The organism is Microbacterium hydrocarbonoxydans, from assembly GCF_011752045.1.
Lineage (GTDB): Bacteria > Actinomycetota > Actinomycetes > Actinomycetales > Microbacteriaceae > Microbacterium.
In genome coordinates, this window is sequence record NZ_JAAKXW010000005.1 from 249,403 (window position 1) to 272,897 (window position 23,495).

The 23,495-nt window shown below is 70.4% G+C and carries 19 protein-coding genes and 1 tRNA gene; 15 read left to right on the plus strand and 5 right to left on the minus strand.

Features of this window, described 5'->3' with window-relative positions:
- The 13 genes from pta (at position 1) to G6G98_RS15185 (ending at position 17,491) form a co-directional block, all read left to right on the plus strand.
- Positions 1-2,124, plus strand: coding sequence for a phosphate acetyltransferase (gene pta / locus G6G98_RS15125; protein ID WP_164234409.1), 2,124 nt, complete (start codon positions 1-3; stop codon positions 2,122-2,124).
- On the plus strand, positions 2,121-3,341 hold the full coding sequence (locus G6G98_RS15130) for an acetate/propionate family kinase (protein WP_164234410.1): 1,221 nt from the start codon (positions 2,121-2,123) through the stop codon (positions 3,339-3,341). The genes pta and G6G98_RS15130 overlap by 4 nt, the downstream gene beginning before the upstream one ends.
- A 111-nt stretch (positions 3,342-3,452) precedes the next feature.
- Complete coding sequence (locus G6G98_RS15135) at positions 3,453-4,229, plus strand: beta-phosphoglucomutase family hydrolase (protein ID WP_164234411.1); 777 nt, start codon at positions 3,453-3,455, stop codon at positions 4,227-4,229.
- Positions 4,226-6,706 carry a glycoside hydrolase family 65 protein gene (locus G6G98_RS15140; RefSeq protein WP_067354559.1) on the plus strand — a complete coding sequence of 827 codons (2,481 nt, stop codon included), beginning with the start codon at positions 4,226-4,228 and terminating at the stop codon, positions 6,704-6,706. The genes G6G98_RS15135 and G6G98_RS15140 overlap by 4 nt, the downstream gene beginning before the upstream one ends.
- 64 nt (positions 6,707-6,770) lie before the next feature.
- A complete protein-coding gene (locus G6G98_RS15145) occupies positions 6,771-9,095 on the plus strand; it encodes a DNA polymerase III subunit gamma and tau (RefSeq protein WP_208321511.1) in 2,325 nt (774 codons plus the stop codon).
- A complete protein-coding gene (gene recR, locus G6G98_RS15150; RefSeq protein ID WP_067354565.1) occupies positions 9,095-9,688 on the plus strand; it encodes a recombination mediator RecR in 594 nt (197 codons plus the stop codon). Before G6G98_RS15145 ends, recR begins: the two co-directional genes overlap by 1 nt.
- A complete protein-coding gene (locus G6G98_RS15155) occupies positions 9,685-10,602 on the plus strand; it encodes a DMT family transporter (RefSeq protein ID WP_164234413.1) in 918 nt (305 codons plus the stop codon). Before recR ends, G6G98_RS15155 begins: the two co-directional genes overlap by 4 nt.
- 82 nt (positions 10,603-10,684) lie before the next feature.
- Positions 10,685-11,965 (plus strand): aspartate kinase, encoded by a 1,281-nt coding sequence (locus tag G6G98_RS15160; protein WP_067355145.1) that lies wholly within the window; start codon positions 10,685-10,687, stop codon positions 11,963-11,965.
- A gap of 132 nt (positions 11,966-12,097) precedes the next feature.
- Positions 12,098-13,171, plus strand: a complete 1,074-nt coding sequence (locus tag G6G98_RS15165) for an aspartate-semialdehyde dehydrogenase (RefSeq protein WP_067354572.1) — start codon at positions 12,098-12,100, stop codon at positions 13,169-13,171.
- Positions 13,172-13,259: 88 nt separating this feature from the next.
- Positions 13,260-14,732, plus strand: coding sequence for a malate:quinone oxidoreductase (locus tag G6G98_RS15170; protein ID WP_067354575.1), 1,473 nt, complete (start codon positions 13,260-13,262; stop codon positions 14,730-14,732).
- A 7-nt stretch (positions 14,733-14,739) separates the two neighbouring features.
- Complete coding sequence (locus G6G98_RS15175) at positions 14,740-15,393, plus strand: thymidine kinase (protein WP_164234414.1); 654 nt, start codon at positions 14,740-14,742, stop codon at positions 15,391-15,393.
- A 105-nt stretch (positions 15,394-15,498) separates the two neighbouring features.
- Positions 15,499-16,221 (plus strand): FadR/GntR family transcriptional regulator, encoded by a 723-nt coding sequence (locus tag G6G98_RS15180; RefSeq protein ID WP_067354580.1) that lies wholly within the window; start codon positions 15,499-15,501, stop codon positions 16,219-16,221.
- Positions 16,222-16,231: 10 nt separating this feature from the next.
- Positions 16,232-17,491: an alpha-hydroxy acid oxidase gene (locus G6G98_RS15185; RefSeq protein ID WP_164234415.1), complete on the plus strand. Its 1,260-nt coding sequence runs from the start codon at positions 16,232-16,234 to the stop codon at positions 17,489-17,491.
- A gap of 20 nt (positions 17,492-17,511) precedes the next feature.
- Here G6G98_RS15185 and G6G98_RS15190 read toward each other — a convergent pair whose 3' ends face one another.
- From G6G98_RS15190 to G6G98_RS15210, 5 genes are all read right to left on the minus strand, one after another.
- Complete coding sequence (locus tag G6G98_RS15190) at positions 17,512-18,285, minus strand: HAD-IIB family hydrolase (protein ID WP_067354587.1); 774 nt, start codon at positions 18,283-18,285, stop codon at positions 17,512-17,514.
- Positions 18,282-18,734 (minus strand): VanZ family protein, encoded by a 453-nt coding sequence (locus G6G98_RS15195; RefSeq protein WP_067354590.1) that lies wholly within the window; start codon positions 18,732-18,734, stop codon positions 18,282-18,284. The genes G6G98_RS15190 and G6G98_RS15195 overlap by 4 nt, the downstream gene beginning before the upstream one ends.
- A gap of 312 nt (positions 18,735-19,046) precedes the next feature.
- A tRNA-Pro gene (locus G6G98_RS15200) sits at positions 19,047-19,120 on the minus strand.
- Positions 19,121-19,173: 53 nt separating this feature from the next.
- Positions 19,174-20,109 carry a metallophosphoesterase gene (locus G6G98_RS15205; RefSeq protein ID WP_164234416.1) on the minus strand — a complete coding sequence of 312 codons (936 nt, stop codon included), beginning with the start codon at positions 20,107-20,109 and terminating at the stop codon, positions 19,174-19,176.
- Positions 20,106-22,658: a transglycosylase domain-containing protein gene (locus G6G98_RS15210; RefSeq protein ID WP_067354597.1), complete on the minus strand. Its 2,553-nt coding sequence runs from the start codon at positions 22,656-22,658 to the stop codon at positions 20,106-20,108. The genes G6G98_RS15205 and G6G98_RS15210 overlap by 4 nt, the downstream gene beginning before the upstream one ends.
- Positions 22,659-22,735: 77 nt before the next feature.
- Here G6G98_RS15210 and G6G98_RS15215 point away from each other — a divergent pair, with 77 nt between their 5' ends.
- Together G6G98_RS15215 and G6G98_RS15220 are read left to right on the plus strand one after the other, a co-directional pair.
- Positions 22,736-22,960, plus strand: a complete 225-nt coding sequence (locus G6G98_RS15215; protein WP_067354600.1) for a hypothetical protein — start codon at positions 22,736-22,738, stop codon at positions 22,958-22,960.
- Positions 22,957-23,415, plus strand: a complete 459-nt coding sequence (locus G6G98_RS15220; RefSeq protein ID WP_067354603.1) for a RidA family protein — start codon at positions 22,957-22,959, stop codon at positions 23,413-23,415. The genes G6G98_RS15215 and G6G98_RS15220 overlap by 4 nt, the downstream gene beginning before the upstream one ends.
- Positions 23,416-23,495: the final 80 nt, after the last annotated feature.

A 23,495-nucleotide genomic window follows, 5' to 3' on the forward strand; every position in this document is an offset into this window, starting at 1 on the left:
GTGGCGCGGAGCATCTACATCACCTCGGTCGAAGGCCATACCGGCAAGTCGACGATCGCCCTCGGCGTCCTCGACGCCCTGATGCGGGCCACGCCGCGCGTGGGCGTCTTCCGCCCGATCGCCCGGTCGGTCACCGAGCGGGACGACGTGCTCGAGCTTCTGCTCGCCCACGACGGCGTGCACCTCGACTACGAGGACTGCATCGGCGTCACCTACGACGACGTGCGGGCCGATCCCGAACGCGCCCTCTCCACCATCGTCGCGAGGTTCAAGGCCGTCGAGGCCCGATGTGGCGCCGTCGTGATCGTCGGCAGCGACTACACGGACGTCGCGAGTCCCGCGGAACTCGGCTTCAACGCGCGGATCGCGGCGAATCTCGGCGTCCCGGTGCTGCTCGCTCTGTCGGGACGCGACCAGCAGCGTCAGGCGGAGCAGCTCGGCACCACCACCCCGCGCGCACCCGCCGCCGTCGGGCAGATCGCCGCGCTCGCGCTGGCGGAGCTCGCGGCGGAGCGGGCCGAGCTGTTCGCCGTCGTCGTGAACCGGGCCGATCCCGACGCCCTCGCCGAGATCACCGCGGCGGTGGCCGCGGCCGGTCCGGCCAGGAGCCTGCCGGTGTGGGCGATACCGGAGGATCGCGCCCTGGTCGCCCCGTCGATCCGCGGCATCCTCTCCGCGGTCGGCGGGCGCCTGATCAAGGGCGATGCCGACCGTCTGGACCGGGAGGCCCTCAGCATCGTGGTCGCCGGCATGTCGATGGTCAACGTGCTTCCGCGGCTCACCGGCGAAGCCGTCGTGATCATCCCCGCCGACCGCACGGAGGTGCTCCTCGCGACCCTCCTCGCCGACGCCTCCGGCACCTTCCCCCGCATCGCCGGCATCATCCTCAACGGCCCCTTCCCGCTGCCGGATCCGATCGTGCGGCTCCTCGACGGCTTCGCCTCGACGGTGCCGATCATCGCGACGGACCTGGGCACCTACGACACCGCGGTGCGGGTGATGGCCGCGCGCGGGCGGGTCTCGCCGGATTCCGGCGCCCGCTACGACCGGGCGCTCCGCCTGTTCCAGGCCCATGTCGACGTCGCGGAGCTGACCACGCAGCTCGGTCTCGCCGAGTCCACCGTGGTCACGCCGCTGATGTTCGAGTACCGGCTCATCGAGCGGGCGCGCGCGGACCGCCGCCGGATCGTGCTCCCGGAGGGCGACGACGACCGGATCCTCCGCGCCGCAGCCATCCTGCTCGCCCGCGAGGTCGCCGACCTCACGATCCTGGGGGATGAGCCGGCCGTGCGCGCACGGGCTATCGAGCTGGGCGCCGACATCACGGCGGCGCAGGTGATCAGCCCCACCGACCCGGCGCTCGTCGAGCGGTTCGCCGCGGAGTACGCGCGCCTGCGCGCACACAAGGGCATCACCCTCGCCCAGGCCGCCGACACGGTGACCGACGTGTCGTACTTCGGCACCATGATGGTGCATCTCGGGCTGGCCGACGGCATGGTCTCCGGAGCTGCCCACACCACCGCGCACACCATCCGCCCCTCTTTCGAGATCATCAAGACGAAGCCGGGGGTGAAGGTCGTCTCCAGCGTCTTCCTGATGGCGCTCGCCGACCGCGTGCTCGTCTACGGCGACTGCGCGGTCATCCCGGACCCGACCAGCGAGCAGCTGGCCGACATCGCCATCTCCTCGGCCGCGACGGCGCGGCAGTTCGGCATCGAGCCCAGGGTCGCGATGCTGTCGTACTCCACCGGCGAGTCCGGCTCGGGCGCCGACGTCGACAAGGTCAGGGCCGCCACGGGCCTGGTGCACGAGCGCGCGCCGGAGCTGCTCGTCGAGGGGCCGATCCAGTACGACGCGGCCGCGGATGCCGCCGTGGCGAAGGCTAAGCTCCCCGATTCGGCCGTGGCCGGCCGCGCCACGGTGTTCGTGTTCCCCGATCTGAACACCGGCAACAACACCTACAAGGCGGTGCAGCGCTCCGCCGGCGCCGTCGCCATCGGACCGGTCCTGCAGGGCCTCAACAAGCCGATCAACGACCTGTCGCGCGGCGCCCTCGTCGACGACATCGTGAACACGGTCGCGATCACCGCGATCCAGGCGCAGGAGTCGGGAGCCGCCTCATGAGCGTGGTGCTCGTCATCAACAGCGGGTCGTCGTCGCTGAAGTACAGCCTCATCGACGTCGGGAGCGAGTACCCGCTGGCCGGAGGGCTCATCGAGCGCATCGGCCAGGACCTCAGCCCGATCTCGCACACGGTGCGCCCCGAACCGCAGGCGGATGCCGTCGTCGCGATGCTCGACGCCACGTTCCGCAGCGAGCGTCCCGTCGCCGACCACGAGGCGGCGTTCGCCGCGATGCTCGAGCAGTTCGCCGATCACGGCCCCTCGCTCGCGGCGTATGCGCCGGTGGCCGTCGGTCATCGGGTGGTGCACGGCGGGTCCCGGTTCTTCGCGCCGACGCTCATCACGCGCGAGGTCGAGGAGCAGATCTCGGAGCTCTCGGTGCTGGCGCCCCTGCACAACCCCGCGAACCTGGCCGGCATCGTCGCCGCGAAGGCCGTGTTCCCCGACGTCCCGCACGTCGCGGTGTTCGACACCGCCTTCCATCAGACGCTGCCGCCGTCGGCGTACACCTATGCCATCGACGCGGAGCTCGCCGCCGCCCACCGGGTCCGCCGTTACGGCTTCCACGGCACCAGCCACCAGTTCGTCAGCACGGCGGCCGCGGCGTTCCTGGGCCGCGATCTCTCAGAGCTCAGGCAGATCGTGTTCCACCTCGGGAACGGGGCGTCGGTGACCGCCGTCGACGGCGGGCGATCGGTGGAGACGTCGATGGGACTGACCCCCCTCGAGGGCCTGGTGATGGGAACCCGATCCGGGGACATCGACCCGGCGGCGCTCCTGCACCTCTCGCGTCGCGCGGGGCTCTCGATCGACGACCTCGACGCGCTGCTGAACACCGGCAGCGGGCTCAAGGGGCTGGCGGGGCGCAGCGACATGCGCGACATCCTCGCCGGGGTGGAGGCGGGGGAGCCGGCGGCGACGCTGGCCTTCGACGTGTACGTCCATCGGCTGCGCGCATACGCCGGCGCGTACATCGCCCAGCTCGGCGGCGTCGACGTCATCTCGTTCACGGCCGGGGTGGGCGAGAACGCCGCGCTCGTGCGGGCAGCGGCGCTGGCGACCCTCGGCTTCGCCGGCGTCGAGCTCGACGCCGCACGCAACGCGGCTCGAGGGAACGGGATCCGCCGGATCTCCGCGGACTCGTCGAAGGTCGAGGTGCTGGTCGTGCCCACGAATGAGGAGCTTCAGATCGCGCGGCAGACGGCGGGCATGCTCTGACCCGTCCCACCGGTGGCGGCAAGGGGGTTTCTGCCGCAGGGCCTCCGCACTACGCTGGCACAGTGGCACGGAGAGGTGCCGACCCCATCGCCCCTTCTCCCGGAGGTCCCTGTGCCTGAAACCCTGCCGGACCTGTTCGCCGCCGACGGCGTGCTCTTCGACCTGGACGGCGTGCTCACTCCGACCGCCGAGGTGCACATGCGCGCCTGGAAGGCGGTGTTCGATGAGGTGTTCGCGCGCTGGGACATCGAGCCGCCCTACACGGACGAGGACTACTTCGACTACGTCGACGGCAAGAAGCGCTACGACGGGGTGGCGAGCCTGATGCGCAGCCGAAACGTCGAGGTGCCGTGGGGGAGCGTGGACGACCCGCCGGAGGCCGACACGATCTGCGGCATCGGCAACCGCAAGAACGCCGCCTTCGCGACCGCGCTGCGGAGCGAGGGCATCGCCCCGTTCCCCGGGTCGCTGGCGCTGATCGAGCGTCTGCAGGCGGCCGGAGTCCCGCTCGGGGTCGTCTCCAGCTCGAAGAACGCCGAGGAGGTGCTGGCGGCCGCCGGCATCCGCTCGTTCTTCCGCGTCGTCGTCGACGGCGTCGTCGCCGAGCGCGAGCACCTCGCGTCCAAGCCCGCACCCGACATGTTCCGCGCCGGCGCCGAGGCTCTCGGCGTCGACCCCGCCCGCAGCGTGGCCGTCGAGGACGCGACGTCCGGCGCGGCCTCCGCGGCGGCCGCCGGCTTCGCCGTGGTCGTGGGCGTGGACCGCGGCACCGGCGCCGATGCCCTCCGCGCCGCCGGGGCGACGCTCGTCGTCGACGACCTCTCCGCCTTCCTGCACGCCGCAGACTCCACCTCCGCCTCCGACCCCGATTCCGAGGAGACCGCATGATCGACCGCGACCGCTTCCCCGTCGACCCCTGGCGGCTCATCGAGACGCGCTACACCGAGGACGGCGTCGGGGAGACGCTGTTCGGCGTTGGCAACGGCTACCTGGGCCTGCGCGGCAACCACATCGAGGGTCGCGGCGCGCACGAGCACGGCACCTTCATCAACGGCCTGCACGAGACCTGGCAGATCCGCCACGCCGAGCAGGCCTACGGCTTCGCCGAGGTGGGCCAGACCATCGTCAACGCGCCGGATGCGAAGGTCATGCGCGTCTACGTCGACGACGAGCCGATCTCCTTCGATGACGCGGACGTGCGGGAGTACCGCCGCACCCTCGACATGCGCACCGGAGTGCTGGAGCGCACCGTCGTCTGGGAGACGCCGTCGGGCAAGCGCGTGCGGATGCGCGATGAGCGCATCGTGAGCTTCGAGGAGCGTCATCTCGCGATCCTGCGCCTCGAGGTCGTCGTGGAGAACGCGGACGCCCCGGTCACGATCAGCTGCCAGCTGCTGAACCGGCAGGACGGCGCAGGGGTCTACGCGGGCACCCCCGCGGCGGCGCAGGGCGCCGGGTTCGACCCGCGCAAGGCCGAGAAGATCGCCGACCGGGTGCTGGAGCCGGGCGAGCACTGGCAGGACGGCCTGCGCTCCGCGCTGTCGTATCGCGTCGCAAACTCGGGGATGACCATCGCGGTCGTCGCCGACCACCTGGTGGAGACGGACAACGACTACGACGCGCGCACGCTCATCGAGCCCGACATCGCGAAGAACGTGTTCCGCGTGCAGGCGAAGGCCGGCGTGCCGATCCGCGTCACCAAGCTCGTCAGCTATCACACCTCGCGGGGTGTGCCGCCGCGTGAGCTGGTCGACCGCTGCCGACGCTCTCTCGACCGTGTCGCCGTGGAGGGCATCGACACGCAGTTCCGCCGCCAGGAGGAGTGGCTCGCGGCGTTCTGGGCGCGCAGCGACGTGCAGATCGGCGGACACGACGACCTGCAGCAGGCGACCCGGTGGTGCCTGCTGCAGCTGGCCCAGGCGTCGGCGCGCGCGGACGGCACCGGCGTCGCGGCGAAGGGCGTGTCCGGCTCCGGCTACAGCGGGCACTACTTCTGGGACACCGAGATCTACGTCCTGCCGTTCCTCACCTACACCTCGCCGCAGTGGGCCCGCAACGCGCTGCGCGCCCGCGTGCTCATGCTGCCCGCCGCACGCCGCAGGGCGATGCAGCTGAACGAGGCGGGCGCCCTGTTCCCGTGGCGCACGATCAACGGCGAGGAGGCCTCCGCCTATTACGCGGCCGGCACCGCGCAGTACCACATCAACGCCGACGTCAGCTTCGCCGTCGGCAAGTACGTGCGCGCCACCGGCGACGAGGAGTTCCTCCGCCGCGAGGGCGCCGACATCGCGATCGAGACGGCGCGGCTCTGGGCGACGCTCGGCTTCTGGCGCTCCTCCGAGGGGCTGGAGACCTTCCACATCCACGGCGTCACCGGTCCCGACGAGTACACGACGGTGGTGAACGACAACCTCTACACGAACGTGATGGCGCGCTACAACCTCCGCTACGCGGCCAAGGTCGTGCACGAGATCCAGGAGACGTTCCCCGAGGACTACGCGCGACTCGTCGAGCGCACCGGACTGGGGCCCGGCGAGGCCGCCGAGTGGGACCGCGCCGCGGAGGCGATGTTCATCCCGTACAGCGAGGCACTCGGCATCCACCCGCAGGACTCCCTGTTCCTGGAGCGCGAGGTCTGGGATCTCGCGCACACCCCCGCCTCGCAGCGTCCGCTGCTGCTGCACTTCCACCCGCTCGTGATCTACCGCTTCCAGGTGCTCAAGCAGGCGGATGTCGTGCTCGCGCTGTTCCTGCAGGGCAACCACTTCACGCCGGAGGAGAAGCGGGCCGACTTCGACTACTACGACCCGCTGACCACCGGCGACTCCACGCTGTCGGCGGTCGTGCAGTCGATCCTCGCGGCCGAGGTCGGCTATCAGGACCTCGCCCTGCAGTACTTCCGGCAGTCGCTCTTCGTCGACCTGCACGATCTGCACCACAACGCGGCGGACGGCGTTCACGTCGCCTCGGCGGGCGGCGTCTGGACGGCGCTGGTGTGCGGCTTCGGCGGCATGCGCGACTACGCGGGGGAGCTGAGCTTCGACCCTCGGCTTCCGGCGGACTGGACCTCGCTGTCGTTCCCGCTGCAGTGGCAGGGCTCGGCGCTGCAGGTCACCCTCAGCCGCCACGAGCTGCGGGTGCAGGTGCGCGTCGGCGCTCCGGTGCCGTTCACGGTCCGCGACACCGCCTACATCGCGACCGACGAGGAGGAGGTCGTCGTGCCGCTCGCCGATCAGGGCCCCCTGCTGCGCGGACGCCCGACGCTGCGCCAGTTCGCCGACGCCCGCCGCGAGGACGGCACGCGCCTGTCGGCATCCGTGCCGGTGATCACGACCTCGATCCCCGTGATCGAGCCGATCGACTGAGGAGGACGCGGATGCCGCGGACCTCGCCGACCGCAAGGTCCGTGGCACGCCGTAGGCTGTTGTGGTGACCACAGCCCTCTACCGCCGCTACCGGCCCGAGTCGTTCGGCGAGATGATCGGGCAGTCCCAGGTGACCGAACCGCTGATGACCGCGCTGCGCGGCGACAGGGTCGGGCACGCCTACCTGTTCTCCGGTCCTCGCGGCTGCGGCAAGACGACATCGGCCCGCATCCTCGCGCGCTGCCTCAACTGCGCCGAGGGGCCCACGGACGTCCCCTGCGGCGTGTGCCCGAGCTGCGTCGAGCTCTCCCGCGCCGGCGGCGGCTCGCTGGACGTCGTCGAGATCGATGCGGCGAGCCACAACGGCGTCGACGACGCCCGTGACCTGCGCGAGCGGGCGACGTTCGCTCCGAGCCGCGACCGCTACAAGATCTTCATCCTCGACGAGGCCCACATGGTGACCCCGCAGGGGTTCAACGCGCTGCTCAAGCTCGTCGAGGAGCCGCCCGAGCACGTGAAGTTCATCTTCGCGACGACGGAGCCAGAGAAGGTGCTCGGCACCATCCGCTCCCGGACCCACCACTACCCGTTCCGGCTGGTGCCGCCCGCGGCGATGCTCGAGTACGTGGAGAAGCTGTGCGCCGAGGAGCACGTGGTCGTCGAGCAGGGCGTGCTGCCCCTGATCGTGCGGGCCGGCGGAGGCTCGCCCCGTGACACGCTCTCGCTGCTCGACCAGCTGATCGCCGGCTCCGACTCCCCGGCCGGCTCCGAGACGGTGACGGTGGCGTACGAGCGCGCCGTCGCACTGCTCGGCTACACGCACGCGACCGTGCTCGACGAGATCGTCGACGCGCTCGCCGCAGCGGATGCCGCCGCAGCCTTCCCCGCGATCGACAAGGTCGTGCAGACCGGGCAGGATCCCCGTCGGTTCGTCGACGACCTCCTCGAGCGGCTGCGCGATCTCATCGTCATCGCCGCCGTGGGCACCGGCGCCTCGGCGGTGCTGCGCGGAGTCGCGGCCGACGAGCTGGAGCGCATGCGCGACCAGGCCGACGCCTTCGGCTCGGCGCGCCTGTCGCGCACCGCCGACATCGTCAGCGCGGCGCTCGACGACATGTCCGGCGCCACCTCGCCCCGCCTGCACCTCGAGCTCCTGGTCGCCCGCGTCCTGGCGGCAGGAGCGGATGCTGCGGCTGCGGTGCCGGCTGCTGCGCCGGTGCAGCGCCCGGCCGCGAGCCCTGCGGCTGCCACGGCTGCGGCGCCTGTCGCTGCGCCGGTGGCCTCGCCGCCCGCAGCCCCCGCGCTCCCTGCGACGCCGGCCCCGGTCGTCGAGCGAGCGAGCGAAGCGAGCGAGACGAAACGCAGTGAGGCGCCCGCGACATCCGCTCCGGCGGCATCCGCTCCCGCGGCTGCCGCGGCACCCGCGCTGGCACCGGCCGCTCCCGAGGGCGCGGCTCCGGCGGTGCCATCGGGTCCGGTGACGATCGAGCGCGTGTCCGCCTCCTGGTCCGCCGTGCTCAAGCGTCTCGAGGACATCAGCCGTTCGTCGTGGCTGCTGGCGACGGCCGTGCAGCCGCTGGCCTATGACACCGAGTCGGAGGTGCTGACCCTCGGCTTCACGAGTCAGCACGATGTGGCGAAGTTCAAGGGCACGACGCCGGGGTCCGGTCCGTCCGACCACCTGCGGACCGCCATCGAGCAGGAACTGGGTGTGCGCGTGAAGTACCGCCCGGCTCCGATGCCGGCGGGCGGGGCTCCCCGTCAGCCCGCGTCGTCCGGCAGCCCCGCTCCGGCCGAGGGGCCGTCCGCATCGGAGCCTGCGTCAGCGGGCTCGCCGCGTCCCCAGGCCCGCAGCGCGTCGTCCGCGCCCGTGACCGAGTGGGCTGTGGCGTCCATCCCCTCGACTCCGGCAGAGCCGTCACCCGGCACGCAGGTGCCCGCGGAGTCCGCCACCGCAGTGCCGGCCACGCCGGTGCAGGCCGCACCGGTGGATCCCACGCCGGACGCCGCCGCACGGCCGGCCGCCGAAGCCGTCCCGTCCCGCCCGTCCGAGCGCGACGACCCGCCGCGGTCCGACGAGCCGCCGCTTCCGGACGAGCCGCCTTTCTACGACGATGAACCGCCGTACGACCCCGCCTATGAGCCGGCGATGTCCGGTGCGCCGGCGTCTCAGCCTGCGGCGCCTGCTCTCTCGCAGGGCGCCCCGGCGTCCTCCGCCGCACCGGCCGCCCCCGCGTCGCCGCAGCGGCGTCCCCAGTCCGCCCCGGTCGTCACCGAGCGCGCCCCCGCCGGCGGTGTGCAGCGCTACGGCGAGGCCGTGATCCGCCAGGTGCTCGGCGCGACGTTCGTGCGCGAAGAGCCCTACGAGCCCCCGACGAGGTTCTCCTGATGTACGACGGCATCGTCCAGGAGCTGATCGACGAGTTCGGCCGGCTCCCCGGGATCGGACCGAAGTCCGCCCAGCGCATCGCGTTCCACATCCTGCAGACGCCGACGTTCGACGTCGCGCGGCTGGCGGAGCTGCTCACCGAGATCCGCGTGCGCGTGCGCTTCTGCGAGATCTGCGGCAACGTGGCGGAGCAGGAGCGCTGCGCCATCTGCCGCGACCCGCGCCGCAACCCCGCGCTGATCTGCGTCGTCGAGGACGCAAAGGACGTGGCGGCCATCGAGCGCACCCGAGAGTTCCGCGGGCTGTACCACGTGCTCGGCGGGGCCATCAGCCCGATCGCAGGCATCGGACCCGACGACCTGCGCATCGCGCAGCTGATGACGCGCCTCGCCGACGGCACCGTGCAGGAGGTGATCCTCGCGACCAACCCCAACCTCGAGGGGGAGGCGACCGCGAGCTACCTCAGCCGGCTGCTCACGACGATGCAGATCACCGTCTCGCGGCTCGCCTCCGGCCTCCCCGTCGGCGGCGACCTCGAGTACGCCGACGAGGTCACCCTCGGCCGCGCCTTCGAGGGCCGGCGCGTCCTGTGACCCCGCACGCCGGGTTCTCCCGCCGCGGCTGGCTCCTCTTCGGCGCCATGGCGCTGCTCTGGGGCGTGCCGTACCTGTTCATCAGCGTCGCCGTGGAGTCGTTCTCGCCGCCGGCCGTCGTCGCGGGACGCACGCTGATCGCCGCCCTCCTGCTGCTGCCCTTCGCGATCCGCGGCGGTGCGCTGCGCGCGGCGTGGAAGCACTGGCCGTGGGTGCTCGCGTTCGGGCTCATCGAGATGGCCGGCCCCTTCCTGCTCCTCGGCCACGCCGAACTCACGCTCCCGTCCGGCATGACCGGGCTCCTGGTCGCGACCGTCCCCCTGTTCGCGGCGCTCATCGCCCTCGGCGGCGGCGATCGCGGCGTGCTCCGCCCGTCCCGCGCGATCGGCCTCGTGGTCGGCTTCCTCGGCGTGGCGATCGTCGTCGCGGGACCAGGCCTGTTCGGCGGCGAGGTCACGCTTCTCGCCGCGGGGGAGGTGCTGCTGGTCGCCGTCCTCTATGCGACCGCGCCGTTCATCGTCGCCCGCCGCCTCGGTGATGTTCCCTCGATCGGCACGATCACCCTGTCGCTGCTGATGATCGGCGTCCTCTACCTCCCGATCGCTCTCCTCACCCAGCACGAGGTGCCGACGCTGCCGTCGATCGGCGCGCTGCTCGCGCTCGCCGTGATCTGCACGGCGGTGGCATTCCTCGCGTTCTTCGCGCTGATCCGCGAGGTGGGTCCGGTGCGAGCCCCGCTGTTCACCTACGTGAACCCGGTGGTCGCGATCATCCTCGGCGCCCTCGTCCTCTCCGAGCCGCTCACGCCCGGCCTGCTGATCGGCTTCCCGCTCATCATCGCCGGATGCTGGTTCGCGGCCACCGGCGGTCGGCTGCGCCCTGCGGCATCCGTCACGGTACCGCCGGCGCTCTGAGCCCGACACATGCGCAACAGGGCATACGTGCCCTCCGTAGAATGACCGTGGGCGGATCCGCCCGACATCCCAGGGAGTGAACGTGGCCCTCATCGTGCAGAAGTACGGCGGCTCCTCTGTCGCCGACGCAGAGAGCATCAAGCGCGTCGCCAAGCGCATCGTCGACACCCGGCGCGCCGGTCACGACGTCGTGGTCGCCGTGAGCGCGATGGGCGACACCACCGACGAGCTCCTCGACCTCGCGAACGAGGTCGCCCCGATCCCCGCGCCGCGCGAGCTCGACATGCTGCTCTCCAGCGGGGAGCGCATCTCGATGGCGCTGCTGGCGATGGCGATCCACTCGATGGGCTTCGAGGCGCGCTCCTTCACCGGCAGCCAGGCCGGCATGATCACCGACTCACAGCACGGTGCGGCGCGCATCGTCGACGTCACCCCGGTGCGCCTGCGCGAGGCTCTCGACGAGGGCGCGATCGTCATCGTCGCGGGGTTCCAGGGCTTCAATCGCGACACCCGCGACATCACGACGCTCGGCCGCGGCGGCTCCGACACCACAGCCGTCGCCCTCGCCGCGGCCCTCGACGCCGACGTCTGCGAGATCTACAGCGACGTGGACGGCATCTTCACCGCCGACCCGCGCGTCATCCCGAAGGCGCAGAAGCTCGACCAGATCACCAGCGAGGAGATGCTGGAGCTGGCCGCGAACGGCGCCAAGGTGCTCTACATCCGCGCCGTCGAGTACGCACGCCGTCACGGCGTCCTGATCCACGCCCGCTCGACGTTCTCGTCGGCCGAGGGCACCTACGTTCTGGGCGAGGGCATGAAGAACCCCCGCGAAGCAGAGGGAGCAGTCATGGAAGAGCCGATCGTCGCAGGCGTCGCCACCGACTTCAGCCAGGCCAAGATCACCGTCGCCGGAGTCCCCGACGTCCCCGGCAAGGCGGCCGAGATCTTCAAGATCGTCGCGAAGTCCGGTGCGAACGTCGACATGATCGTGCAGAACGTGTCGGCGACCGGCCGCACCGACATCTCGTTCACCGTCCCCAAGGCGGATGCCGCCGCGGCGCTCAAGGCGCTCGCGGGTGACCAGGACGAGGTCGGCTTCACCAACCTCATCCACGACGACCAGATCGGCAAGCTCTCCGTCGTCGGCGCCGGCATGCGCACGCACTCCGGCGTCTCGGCCACCCTGTTCGAGGCTCTGTCCGAGGGGGGCATCAACATCGAGATGATCTCCACCTCCGAGATCCGCATCTCCGTGGTGCTCCGCGACACCGACCTCGCCGAGGCGGCCCGCACCGTCCACAAGGCCTACGGGCTGGACGGCGAGGACGAGGCCACCGTCCACGCGGGCACCGGTCGCTGACACACGGGCCCTGCACCCGTTCCGGCGCGGTAGACTCACCGGAACCCTGACATCGGCGCCAGGCGCGGCATCCGCACCCCGACGCCGCGCCCTGCGCCTCGCACGCTGTACCGTACGACGCCAAGGAAACTCATGACCCGCATCTCCGACTCAGGACTCTCCGTCGCCATCGTCGGCGCCACCGGCCAGGTGGGCACCGTGATGCGCGAGATTCTCGCCGAGCGGTCCTTCCCGATCCGGGAGCTGCGGCTGTTCTCCTCGTCGCGCTCGGCGGGGACGGCGATCGAGTTCGGCGGCGCCACCGTCATCGTCGAGGACGTGGAGACGGCGGATGCCGCCGGCATCGACATCGCTCTCTTCTCCGCCGGAGCCACCGCCAGCCGCGCCTATGCTCCCCGCTTCGCCGAGGCGGGTGCCGTCGTGGTCGACAACTCCAGCGCCTGGCGCAACGACCCCGAGGTGCCCCTCGTCGTCAGCGAGGTCAACCCGCATGCGATCGACGAGCGCCCCAAGGGCATCATCGCGAACCCGAACTGCACGACCATGGCCGCGATGCCGGTGCTGAAGGCGCTGGACGCGGAGGCGGGCCTCGAGCGCCTCATCGTCTCCACGTACCAGGCCGTGTCGGGCTCCGGCCTCGCCGGCGCTCAGGAGCTCCTCGGCCAGGTCGAGGGAGTGCTCGCCCAGGGCGACACGCTCCGTCTCGTGCACGACGGCTCGGCCATCGACTTCCCGCAGCCGGAGAAGTACGTCGCGCCGATCGCCTTCGACGTGATCCCGTTCGCCGGGAACCTCGTCGACGACGGCCAGAACGAGACCGACGAGGAGAAGAAGCTCCGCAACGAGAGCCGCAAGATCCTCGAGCTGCCGGAGCTCCGCGTGGCGGGCACGTGCGTGCGCGTCCCCGTCTTCACCGGCCACTCGCTCTCCATCCATGCGGAGTTCTCCGGCGACATCACCCCCGAGCGGGCTGCCGAGGTGCTCTCGGCCGCTCCCGGCGTCGTCCTCGAAGAGGTCCCCACTCCGCTGTACGCCGCGGGCAAGGACCCGAGCTTCGTGGGTCGCATCCGTGCAGACCAGTCCGCACCGGAGGGCAAGGGCCTCGTGCTGTTCATCAGCAACGACAACCTGCGCAAGGGCGCCGCGCTGAACGCCGTGCAGATCGCCGAGCTCCTCGCCGAGCGTCTGAGCGTCGCGGCGTCATAGCCTGACCGCATCCTCGTCATGCGGATCCGGTCTGGTCGGGCCGGTCCGCGTGGTCAGGCGCCTCCTGCCCGCGAACTAGACTGTCCTGGTGACTGAAAACGTCGATGTCGTCCTGATCGGCGGTGGCATCATGAGCGCCACCCTGGGTACCCTGCTGCACGCGCTGCAGCCGGATTGGAAGATCGTCGCCTTCGAGCGGCTCTCCGATGTGGCGCAGGAGTCCTCGAACGCCTGGAACAACGCGGGCACCGGCCACGCAGCCCTCTGCGAGCTGAACTACATGCCGCAGCAGGGCGATGCGCCCCTCGATCCGGCGAAGGCGATCTCGATCAACGAGCAGTTCCAGCAGAGCCGTCAGTTCTGGTCCTCGCTCGTGGAGAAGGGCGTGCTGGACGCGCCCTCGACGTTCATCAACGCCACCCCGCACATGACGTTCGTCCGCGGGGAGAAGGATGTGGCGTACCTCAAGGCGCGCTACGAGGTGCTCAAGGAGCAGCCGCTGTTCGCCGGCATCGAGTACAGCGAGGACTCGCGCGTCATCAACAAGTGGGCGCCGCTGCTCATGCAGAAGCGCCGCAAGGGCGAGCCGTTCGCGGCCACCCGGGTGCCGGCCGGCACGGACGTCGACTTCGGTGCGCTCACCCACCAGCTCTTCGACCACCTCACGGCCTCCGGCGTCGACCTCCGCGTGAACCACGAGGTCCGCAGCCTGAAGAAGCAGAAGGACGGCGGCTGGCTGGTCAAGTACCGCACCACCATCGGCCGCACGCCCAACGAGATCAAGGCGCGCTTCGTCTTCGTGGGCGCGGGCGGCTGGGCGCTCAAGCTCCTGCAGAGCTCGGGCATCCCGGAGATCAAGGGCTACGGCGTCTTCCCGATCGGCGGCCAGTTCCTGAAGACGACGAACCCGAAGGTCGTCGCGCAGCACCACGCGAAGGTCTACTCGCAGGCCTCCGTGGGTGCGCCGCCGATGTCGGTGCCGCACCTCGACACCCGCGTCGTCGACGGCGAGGCCTCACTGATGTTCGGTCCGTTCGCGACGTTCAGCCCGAAGTTCCTCAAGCAGGGATCGATGCTCGACATCGTCACGCAGGTGCGCCCGCACAACCTGTGGCCGATGCTCCGGGTCGCGTTCGCCAACCCCGACCTCATCACGTATCTCGTCAGCGAGCTGGTGAAGAACCATCGCAAGAAGGTGGAGAACCTCCGCACCTTCATGCCGACCGCGAAGGACGAGGACTGGACCCTCATCGACGCCGGCCAGCGCGCACAGGTGATGAAGAAGGACCCGGTGAAGGGCGGCATCCTGCAGTTCGGCACCGAGGTCGTCTCCTCCGCCGACGGCTCGATCGCCGGCCTCCTCGGCGCCTCGCCCGGCGCGTCCACGGCCGTGCCGATCATGCTCGAGCTGCTCAGGAAGTGCTTCCCCGAGCAGTTCCCCGGGTGGGAGCCGGAGCTCCGCGCCCTCATCCCGACGTTCGGCGAGAAGCTGAACACGGATGCCGTCGCCGCGGCCAAGTCGACGGCGGAGACCGCCGAGGTCCTCGGCATCAACGCGTAGCGCGATCGTGGCGAAGCTCTACTTCCGCTACGGGGCGATGAATTCGGGCAAGTCCACGTCGCTGCTGCAGGCCGCCTACAACTACGAGGAGCGCGGCCAGCACGTGCTGCTCGCGAAGCCCGCGATCGACACGAAGGGCGCGTCGCAGATCGACAGCCGCCTCGGGATGACCCGCGAGGTCGACTTCCTGATCGCCCCGGAGGACGATGTGCGCGCGCTGTTCGCCGCGCACCGAGAGCGACTGCGACGCTCTACCGAGGCCGAGCTGATCCCGAGCGGACCGGTCGACGTGGCCTGCCTCCTCGTCGACGAGGCGCAGTTCCTCACCCCCGAGCAGGTGGACGACCTGTTCCGCATCGCGGTCGAGGACGGCATCCCGGTGCTCGCCTACGGCATCCGCAACGACTTCCTCACCCACGCGTTCCCCGGCTCGGCGCGGCTGCTCGCCATCGCCCACTCCCTGGAGGAGCTGAAGACGATCTGCCGCTGCGGTCGCAAGGCCGTCTTCAACGGCCGCGTCGTCGGCGGGCGGTTCGTCTTCGACGGGGATCAGGTCGCGATCGACGAGGGAGCGGACGGCTCCGCGGCGCCGGAGCTGACCACGTACGAGTCGCTGTGCGGCGCCTGCTACCTGCAGGAGTCCGGGGGACGGCTGGGCTGAGCCCCGGTACCCTCGCCCGCCGCCCGGCGGGTGTTCCGGCGTACCCTCCTTGCGTGGTCTGACCACACGAGCTACTGTGGTCAGACCACATACTGAGGAGAGCGGATGCCTGACCGGCCTGCACGCGCCTGGCGAGCTGTGCTCGAGCACATCGAGGGCGACCTCCTCGACGGCCGGCTCGCTCCCGGCGACCGGCTCCCGTCGGAGCGCGACCTCGCCGCCGACCTCGGTGTCGGGCGCTCCAGCGTGCGCGAGGCGCTCCGCGTGCTCGAGGTGATGGGGCTGATCCGCACCGCGACCGGCTCAGGGCCGCAGGCCGGCGCGATCGTGATCGCCACGCCCTCAGGGGGCATGGCGGCGCTGCTGAGGCTTCAGGTGGCCGCACAGGGCTTCCCGCTGGAGGATGTGGTTCAGACCCGCCTCGTGCTCGAGAGCGCTGTCGTGCAGACCCTCGCGGCCCGCGAGGACCGCGATGTCAGCGCGTCCCGGAGACTGCTCGCGGCGATGGATGCCGACGACCTCGCCGCGGCCGAGTTCCTCGCCCTCGACGCCCAGTTCCACCTGTCGCTCGCCGAGGCCAGCGGCAACACCGTCATCGCCGCCACCATGGCAGGCCTGCGCACGGCCATCGAATCGTACGTGCAGGCGGGGGCCGCCGCCGTGCCTGACTGGGCGGCGATGTCCGCGCGGCTGCGTGCAGAGCACTGCGCGCTCCTCGATGCCATCGAGGCGGGTCGTTCCGACGCCGCCCGCGCCCTCGTCCACGACCACATCACCGGCTATTACGCGGCGACCGGCGTCACTTCCCGGCTTCCCGCCCACGACTGAGAGGAACGCCATGGTCCAGCGCCAGGTGCCCAACCCCGCAGAGATCCTCGAGCTGATGAAGTTCAGGAAGCCAGAGCTGAACGGGAGGAAGCGACGTCTCGACGCAGCGCTCACCATCGCCGATCTGCGCCTGATCGCGAAGCGCCGCACGCCGAAGGCCGCCTTCGACTACACCGACGGCGCCGCTGAGGGGGAGCTCTCCCTCTCCCGCGCCAGGCAGGCGTTCCAGGACGTCGAGTTCCACCCCGGCATCCTGCGGCCCGCCCCCGACGTCGACACGTCCGTGGACATCCTCGGAGGGCCGTCCGCGCTGCCGTTCGGCATCGCCCCGACCGGCTTCACCCGGCTGATGCAGACCGAGGGCGAGATCGCCGGAGCCGGCGCCGCTGCCGCAGCCGGCATCCCGTTCACGCTGTCGACGCTCGGAACCACGTCGATCGAGGGAGTGAAGGACGCCAACCCGCACGGCCGCAACTGGTTCCAGCTGTACGTCATGCGCGACCGGGAGATCTCCTACGAGCTCACCCGCCGCGCCGCCGCGGCCGGCTTCGACACCCTGCACTTCACGGTGGACACCCCGGTCGCCGGTGCCCGCCTGCGCGACAAGCGCAACGGCTTCAGCATCCCGCCGCAGCTCACGCTCGGCACGATCGTCGACGCCCTCCCGCGGCCGTGGTGGTGGTTCGACTTCCTCACCACTCCGAAGCTCGAGTTCGCCTCGCTGAAGAGCACGGGCGGCACCGTCGGCGAGCTGCTCGACGCGGCCATGGACCCGACCATCAGCTACGACGATCTGGCCGTCATCCGCGACATCTGGCCCGGCAGGATCGTGATCAAGGGCGTGCAGACCGTCGAGGACTCCCTGCGCCTCAAGGATGCCGGCGTCGACGGCATCGTGCTCTCCAACCACGGCGGACGTCAGCTCGACCGCGCCCCGATCCCGTTCCACCTGCTGCCGTCCGTGCGTCAGGCCGTCGGCGACGACTTCACCGTGATGATCGACACCGGCATCATGAACGGCGCCGACATCGTGGCCTCCGTCGCCCTGGGCGCCGACTTCACGCTCATCGGCCGGGCCTACCTCTACGGACTGATGGCCGGCGGCCGTGCGGGGGTCGACCGCACGATCGCGATCCTGCGGTCGGAGATCGAACGCACCATGCGGCTGCTCGGCGTCTCCACCCTCGCGGAGCTCGAGCCCGGGCACGTCACCCAGCTGACCCGGCTCGTCCCGGTCGCACGCGCGGCGACCGAGACCGCCGCACGCTGAGGCGGTGTCGCGCCGTGCTCTCAGGAGCGCGGCGCGACCGCGAGCCCGGCGAGCAGCTCGTCCAGGCGGTCGGCGGTGTCCTCCCAGCCCTCGACGGCGACGGAGGGGACTCCGAGCGCGAGCACAGGGTAGTCGTTGCCGCCCTCGTCGAGACGGTCACCGTAGAAGAGCATGGCCTCCAGCGGGATGCCGGTGTGCTCGGCGAGCTTGAGCATCCCGTAGGCCTTGTCGATGCCGGCGCGGGTGATGTCGATCGACGTCGACCCGCCTGCGCGCACCTCGAGCCCGGGCAGCCGTGCGGCGACGGCATCGCGCAAGGCGAGGCGCTTCGCGCCGGTCGGGTCCCAGGCGTGCTTCGCCTCCCGCGGGGCACGCTGACCGAGCGCCGAGAAGGTGATCTGCGAGCCGCGGTCCTCGAGGATGTCTCCCCAGGGCTCCGCCTCCCACAGGCCGAGGCGCTCCGCCTCCTCGCGCAGGGCCATGAGCGCCGCAGTCTTCTCCTCCTCCGCGAGGTCGTGCGAGTACAGAGGCGCGAAGTCGCTGCCGTCGTGGCGCAGGTAGCGCGTGCCGCAGGTGGGCAGCAGGTGCAGGCGCGCGAGGTCGGCGGCATCCGTCTCGCCGAGCTGCGCGATCACCTGGGAACGGAACTGATCCTCGTTGCCTCCTGAGATGATCGCGACGTCCACGGAGCGCAGCAGCGAGCGCAGCAGATCGGCGATCCTCGGGCTGATCGCGCCTTTGGAGGGTGCGAGCGTGTCATCGAGGTCGAAGGCGACGAGGGCCGGTGAGGTCATGATGTCTCCAGCCTAGGAGACGCGGGCTGTGGCGCGCGCCGAGTGAAGAGGGCGAGTGCCAGTAGGGCGAGCATCACGCCGATCGTGGCACCCGCGGAGTTGGCGAGCACGTCGCTGATCGTCGCCGCGCGATGCGGCAGGGCGACCTGCTGGGCGACCTCGATGCAGATCGAGAGCGCCGGCCCCGCGAAGAAGGCGAGCGCCGCCAGCCCGCGGGGGAGCACGGCGACGGCGAGCATCCCGACCGGGATGAAGACGAGGACGTTCGCCGCCACCTCGAGCCGCGTGAAGTCGAGCGACTCCCAGCCGAGCCGGTGCGCGGCGCGGAGCACCAGGTCGAGCAGGTTCGGCATGGCGTTCTCGACGCGCGACGGAGTGAGCGTCAGGAAGGCGAGACCGGCGAGGAAGGGGATGCCGAGAAGCAGCGTGATGCGCCGGAACGGTGACATCGGGCAGGGCTCCTCTCGGTCTCGGACACTCTATGCGGGGGAGTGGGGAAAAGGCTGAGCGAGGGCGGGGATGGTCGGAGTGATGGCGGCGATGGCGGCGGGGCGGCGATGAGCGCTTCGCGCCATCGCCTTTCGAGGGACGGTCACTGCGGGGTGCGTCCCCACGGCGCCCTCCACGCGCCGCCAGAGCCGGCGCGGGTCGCGCGGGTCGGGACAGCGGCGCGTGGAGCCTCCTGCGCCGCGGGGCCCCGCTTTGCTACCGCGAAATGCAGAAAAAGGGCCACGCCTCCGGCGGACCCTTTTTCTGCATTGTCGGGGTGACAGGATTTGAACCTGCGACCTCTTCGTCCCGAACGAAGCGCGCTACCAAGCTGCGCCACACCCCGTTTTGCAACCCTCCGAGTCTATAGCCAAAGCACCCGAAACGACGAATCGAGGCTCAGGTGCGTGCCGTGAGCGTGAGCAGCGTCGCCTCCGGACGGCAGGCGAAGCGCACGGGGGCGTATATCGAGTGCCCGCAGCCCGCGCTGACGTTCAGCGGCACGGTGCGGCCCTCGCGGGTCCAGGTGCTCAGGCCCTTCGCCTGCTTCAGCGGGATGTCGCAGTTCGCGACGAGCGCGCCGAAGCCGGGGAGGCACACCTGGCCGCCGTGCGTGTGCCCGCCGAAGATCGCATCGGCGCCGAGCTCGACGAAGCCGTTCAGCACCCGCTGGTACGGCGCGTGCGTGACGCCGAGCACCGAGGTGCGGGCATCCCGCCGTCCGAGATCGGCGATGGCGGAGGGCAGATCCTCGAGCCGGTCCCAGTCGCGGTGGGCGTCGTCGACCCCGAAGAAGTCGACCGTGTTCCCGGCGACCTCAAGCCGCGCTGCGGTGTTGTCCAGATCGGACCAGCCCAGCTCCTCTGTGAAGAAGCGGTCCATGGCATCCGTGTCGAGCGGACGCTTCTTGTGGTGCCGCTGCGAGGGGCCGGAGAAGTACCGCAGCGGATTGCGCGGCGAGGGGCCCTGCACGTCGTTGGATCCGTGCACGAAGACGCCGGGGATGCCGGCGAGCGGCTGGAAGGCGCGGCGGATGCCGTCGAGCCCGTCTTCGTGGCCGAGGTTGTCGCCGGTGTTGACGACGAGGTCAGGATGCAGGTCCGCGAGGGAGGCGAGCCAGTCCTGCTTGCGGCGCTGCCACGGCGCCATGTGGGCATCCGAGATGTGCAGGACGCGGATCGGGGCAGAGCCGGGCGCCAGGGCGGCTGCGGTCGCCTCTCGCACAGTGAAGAGGTAGCGCTCGATGCCGATGCCCCAGACGGCGGCTGCAGCGCCCGCGGCCCCCACCGCGCCGAGCGCGATGAGGGCCGGGTTCGCCGTGCGGGATGCGGTCACTCGCACTGCACCTTGATCTCGGTGCTCTTGTTCGTCGCCGTACCGGCAGCAGGGTTCGTCGACTTCACCTTGGCATCCGGCGGGTTGCAGGAGCCGTTGAAGTCGATCGCTGTGAACCCGGCGCCGAAGAGCGCGTTCTGCGCGTCCGCCTTCGACTGGCCGGTGACATCTGGAACGCTCGTCCCCTGGCCGTTGCTCGGCGAGATCGTCACGGTCGCGCCGCCCGCGGCCTGGCCGGAGGGGTCTTGCGCGGCCACGGTGTTCGCCGGCCGGTCGCTGTCGACAGGAGCGCCCACCGTCACCGAGAACCCGGCGCCCTCGAGGATCGAGGTCGCCTCCTCGATGGATTTGCCGACGACGTCCGGGACTGCGGTCAGCACCTGGCGGGACAGGTTGTTGTCCGGCGGCGGGAAGTCGTCGCCGCCGTAAAGCGAGTTCGCCGCACGCTGCATGTCCCTCGCAAGGAAGTACCTCATCTGGTTGAGCGCGATCCCTCCCCAGCTCTGCCGGAGGATGCTCGCGTCGCCCACGGACCGCCCGACCCAGACTGACGTGGTGACCTTCGTGCTCGACTCGATCATCATCGTGCCGAAGTCCTCATGCGTACCGGTCTTGCCGATCAGCGGAGTGCCGTCGTACGTGTTCGCTTGCCGGCCCGTTCCGCCGTTCATGACGCCCTGGAGGGCGAAGGCGGCCGTGGCGGCGACCTCGGGGGAGATCACCTGGGAGCACTTCGACTCCGGAAGCGGGAGGTCTTCCCCGGACGGAGAGACGACTCGATCGATCGCCTTCGGGGTGCAGTACACGCCCTTGTTCGCGACCGTGGCGTAGGCGCCGGCCATCGCGAGCGGGGAGATGTACTTGGAGCCGAGGATGTCGTAGGGGACGGCGGGGCCGTCAGTGGTCTTCCCGCCCTTCGCCAGGGTCACTCCCATGCGATCCGCCACCTTGTTGATGTCGCACAGGTCGAGCTTCTCGGCCATGGCGAGGTACCCGCTGTTGAGCGAGGCGGCGGTGAAGCTCATCACAGTGCCGGTGTAGCCGCCGGCGTTTCCGAAGTTCGCGATCTTCGTGCTGTTCGAGATCGGAGTCTCGCCACAGCGGAACTTCGAGAACACGCGGTTGCCGCCGTTCAGGGTCTCCCTGACGGAGTGCCCCTTCTCGAGCCAGTCGATGAGCGTGAACAGCTTGTAGGTGGAGCCGACTGCGAAGCCACCCGAGCCACCGTGCTCGTTGTCGGAGGCGAACACGAGCGCGGAGTAAGCCTGGTCTCCCTGAATCGTCTCGCTGAAGGTCGTGTTCTGCGTGATCGCCAGCACGCGTCCGGTGGTGGCCTCGATCGAGACCCCGGCTGCTCCGAAGTACTGGTTGTCGTAGTTCGCGGGAACGATGTTGGCCATCGACTCGGTGCCGGCGTTCTGGATGTCGATGTTCATCGTCGAGTAGATCTTCAGGCCACCGCGGCGGAGGAGTTCGCTGCGCTCCTGCGGAGTCTTGCCGAAAGCCTCGTCGGCGAGGACGATCGACTTCACGTACTCGCAGAAGTAGGCGTTCCGCCCGGCCTTGGCACAGCCCTGCACCGGCGGCTTGATCGCCGGCGTGATGGGCGTGGCCATGGCCTCGTCGAACTGGGCCTGCGTGATCTTGCCGTCGGTGAGCATCCGGTCGAGCACGTAGGAGCGGCGGATCGTTGTGTCCTTGTACTCGTCCATCGCGCCGTTCCGGATCGTGCCGGTGGAATCGGTCCAGGTGCCCTCTGGCAGGTCGATGCGGAACTGGTTCGGGTTCTGCACCATGCCCGCGATCGTCGCGGCCTGCGCGACCGTGAGCTTCGCTGCGGTCGTGGAGAAGTAGTAGTTGGCCGCGGCTTCGATGCCGTAGACGGTGCCGCCGAAGTTGGCGATGTTCAGGTAGCCGATCAGGATCTCGTTCTTCGAGTAGTCCTTCTCGATCTGGATCGCGTAGCGCATCTCACGGAGCTTGCGCTCGATGCCCTCGTTGCCGGTTGCGTTGGTCGCATCCAGCCAGCACTGCTGCAGGTCGTCGGCATACGTGTCAGATGCGGTGTCGACGTTCTGCTCGCACTCCTGGATGAGCACGTTCTTCACGTACTGCTGGGTGATCGTCGACGCGCCGCGATCGCTGGTTCCGCGGACGTTGTCGATGAGCGCCTTCGCGGTGGCGCCGAGGTTCACGCCGCCGTGGTTGTAATAGTCCTTGTCCTCGCTGGAGAGGATGGCGTCGATCATCGCGGGGGCGACCTGGTCGAGCGTCACCGGGATGCGGTTCTGCTCGAAGAACGAGGCCAGCTCGACCGCGGTGCCGTCGGCGGCGGTCGCATAGATCGTCGACTGCTCCATCGGGGCGTCGACCTGCAGGTTGGTCGGCAGCTTCTCGAAGATGGTGATGGCCTGGGATCCCGCGATGCCCGTCATGGCGAGGACGGGGGTGACGCTGGCGGTGACCAGTAGGCCGGCGACGGCACTCAGCCCGACGAGCCCGAGGAGGCCGCCGAGCACGCCTTTCACCGTGCGATTCTGTTGAGGCATACGCTTGATCGTAGGGGAGTTCCCTGAATACCGCCTTTGACGCATCTGCGCCGCCACGGCGCCAGACAGGAGTGCCGATGACCACGTGGGAGTACCTCACCACGCCGCTGCTGATCCACAACACCGCCGCGATCCTCAACAACTGGGGCAAGCAGGGGTGGGAGCTCGTGCAGGTCGTGCAGGGGCCCGAAGGCGGCCTCGTCGCCTACTTCAAGCGTCCTGTGACGCAGGATGCCGCAGCCAACGCCGGCCTCGCGGCCGCCGCCGAGGCGTCCCGCCAGTTCGAAGGCGGTGCGGCATGAGCATCTCCGCGCGTCTCGCTGAACTCGGCATCGAACTGCCCGCCGTCGCGGCGCCCGTCGCGTCGTACGTCCCCGCCGTCGTGCACGGCGACCTCGTGTACACGTCCGGCCAGCTGCCGTTCTCGGAGGGAGCCCTTCCGGCGACCGGCAAGGTCGGCGCAGGCGTCGACGCCGACGACGCGAAGGCCTACGCCCGCACCTGCGCGCTGAACGCCCTGGCGGCGGCCGCGGATGCCGTCGGCGGCGTCGACCGCATCGCCGGCGTGCTGCGGGTGGGCGGATTCGTCGCCTCCGTGCCCGAGTTCACCGGCCAGCCCGGCGTCGTGAACGGCGCCAGCGAGGTCCTCGGAGAGATCTTCGGCGATGCCGGTCGTCACGCGCGTGCGGCCGTCGGCGTCCCGGTGCTCCCGCTGGACAGCCCGGTCGAGGTCGAGGTCACCTTCATCCTCGCCTGACGGCATCCGGTCCGGCATCCTGCTCACGCCCGCCGAGACCCCGCAGTACCGCCGAGACCCCTGCCTGCCGACGTCGGCAG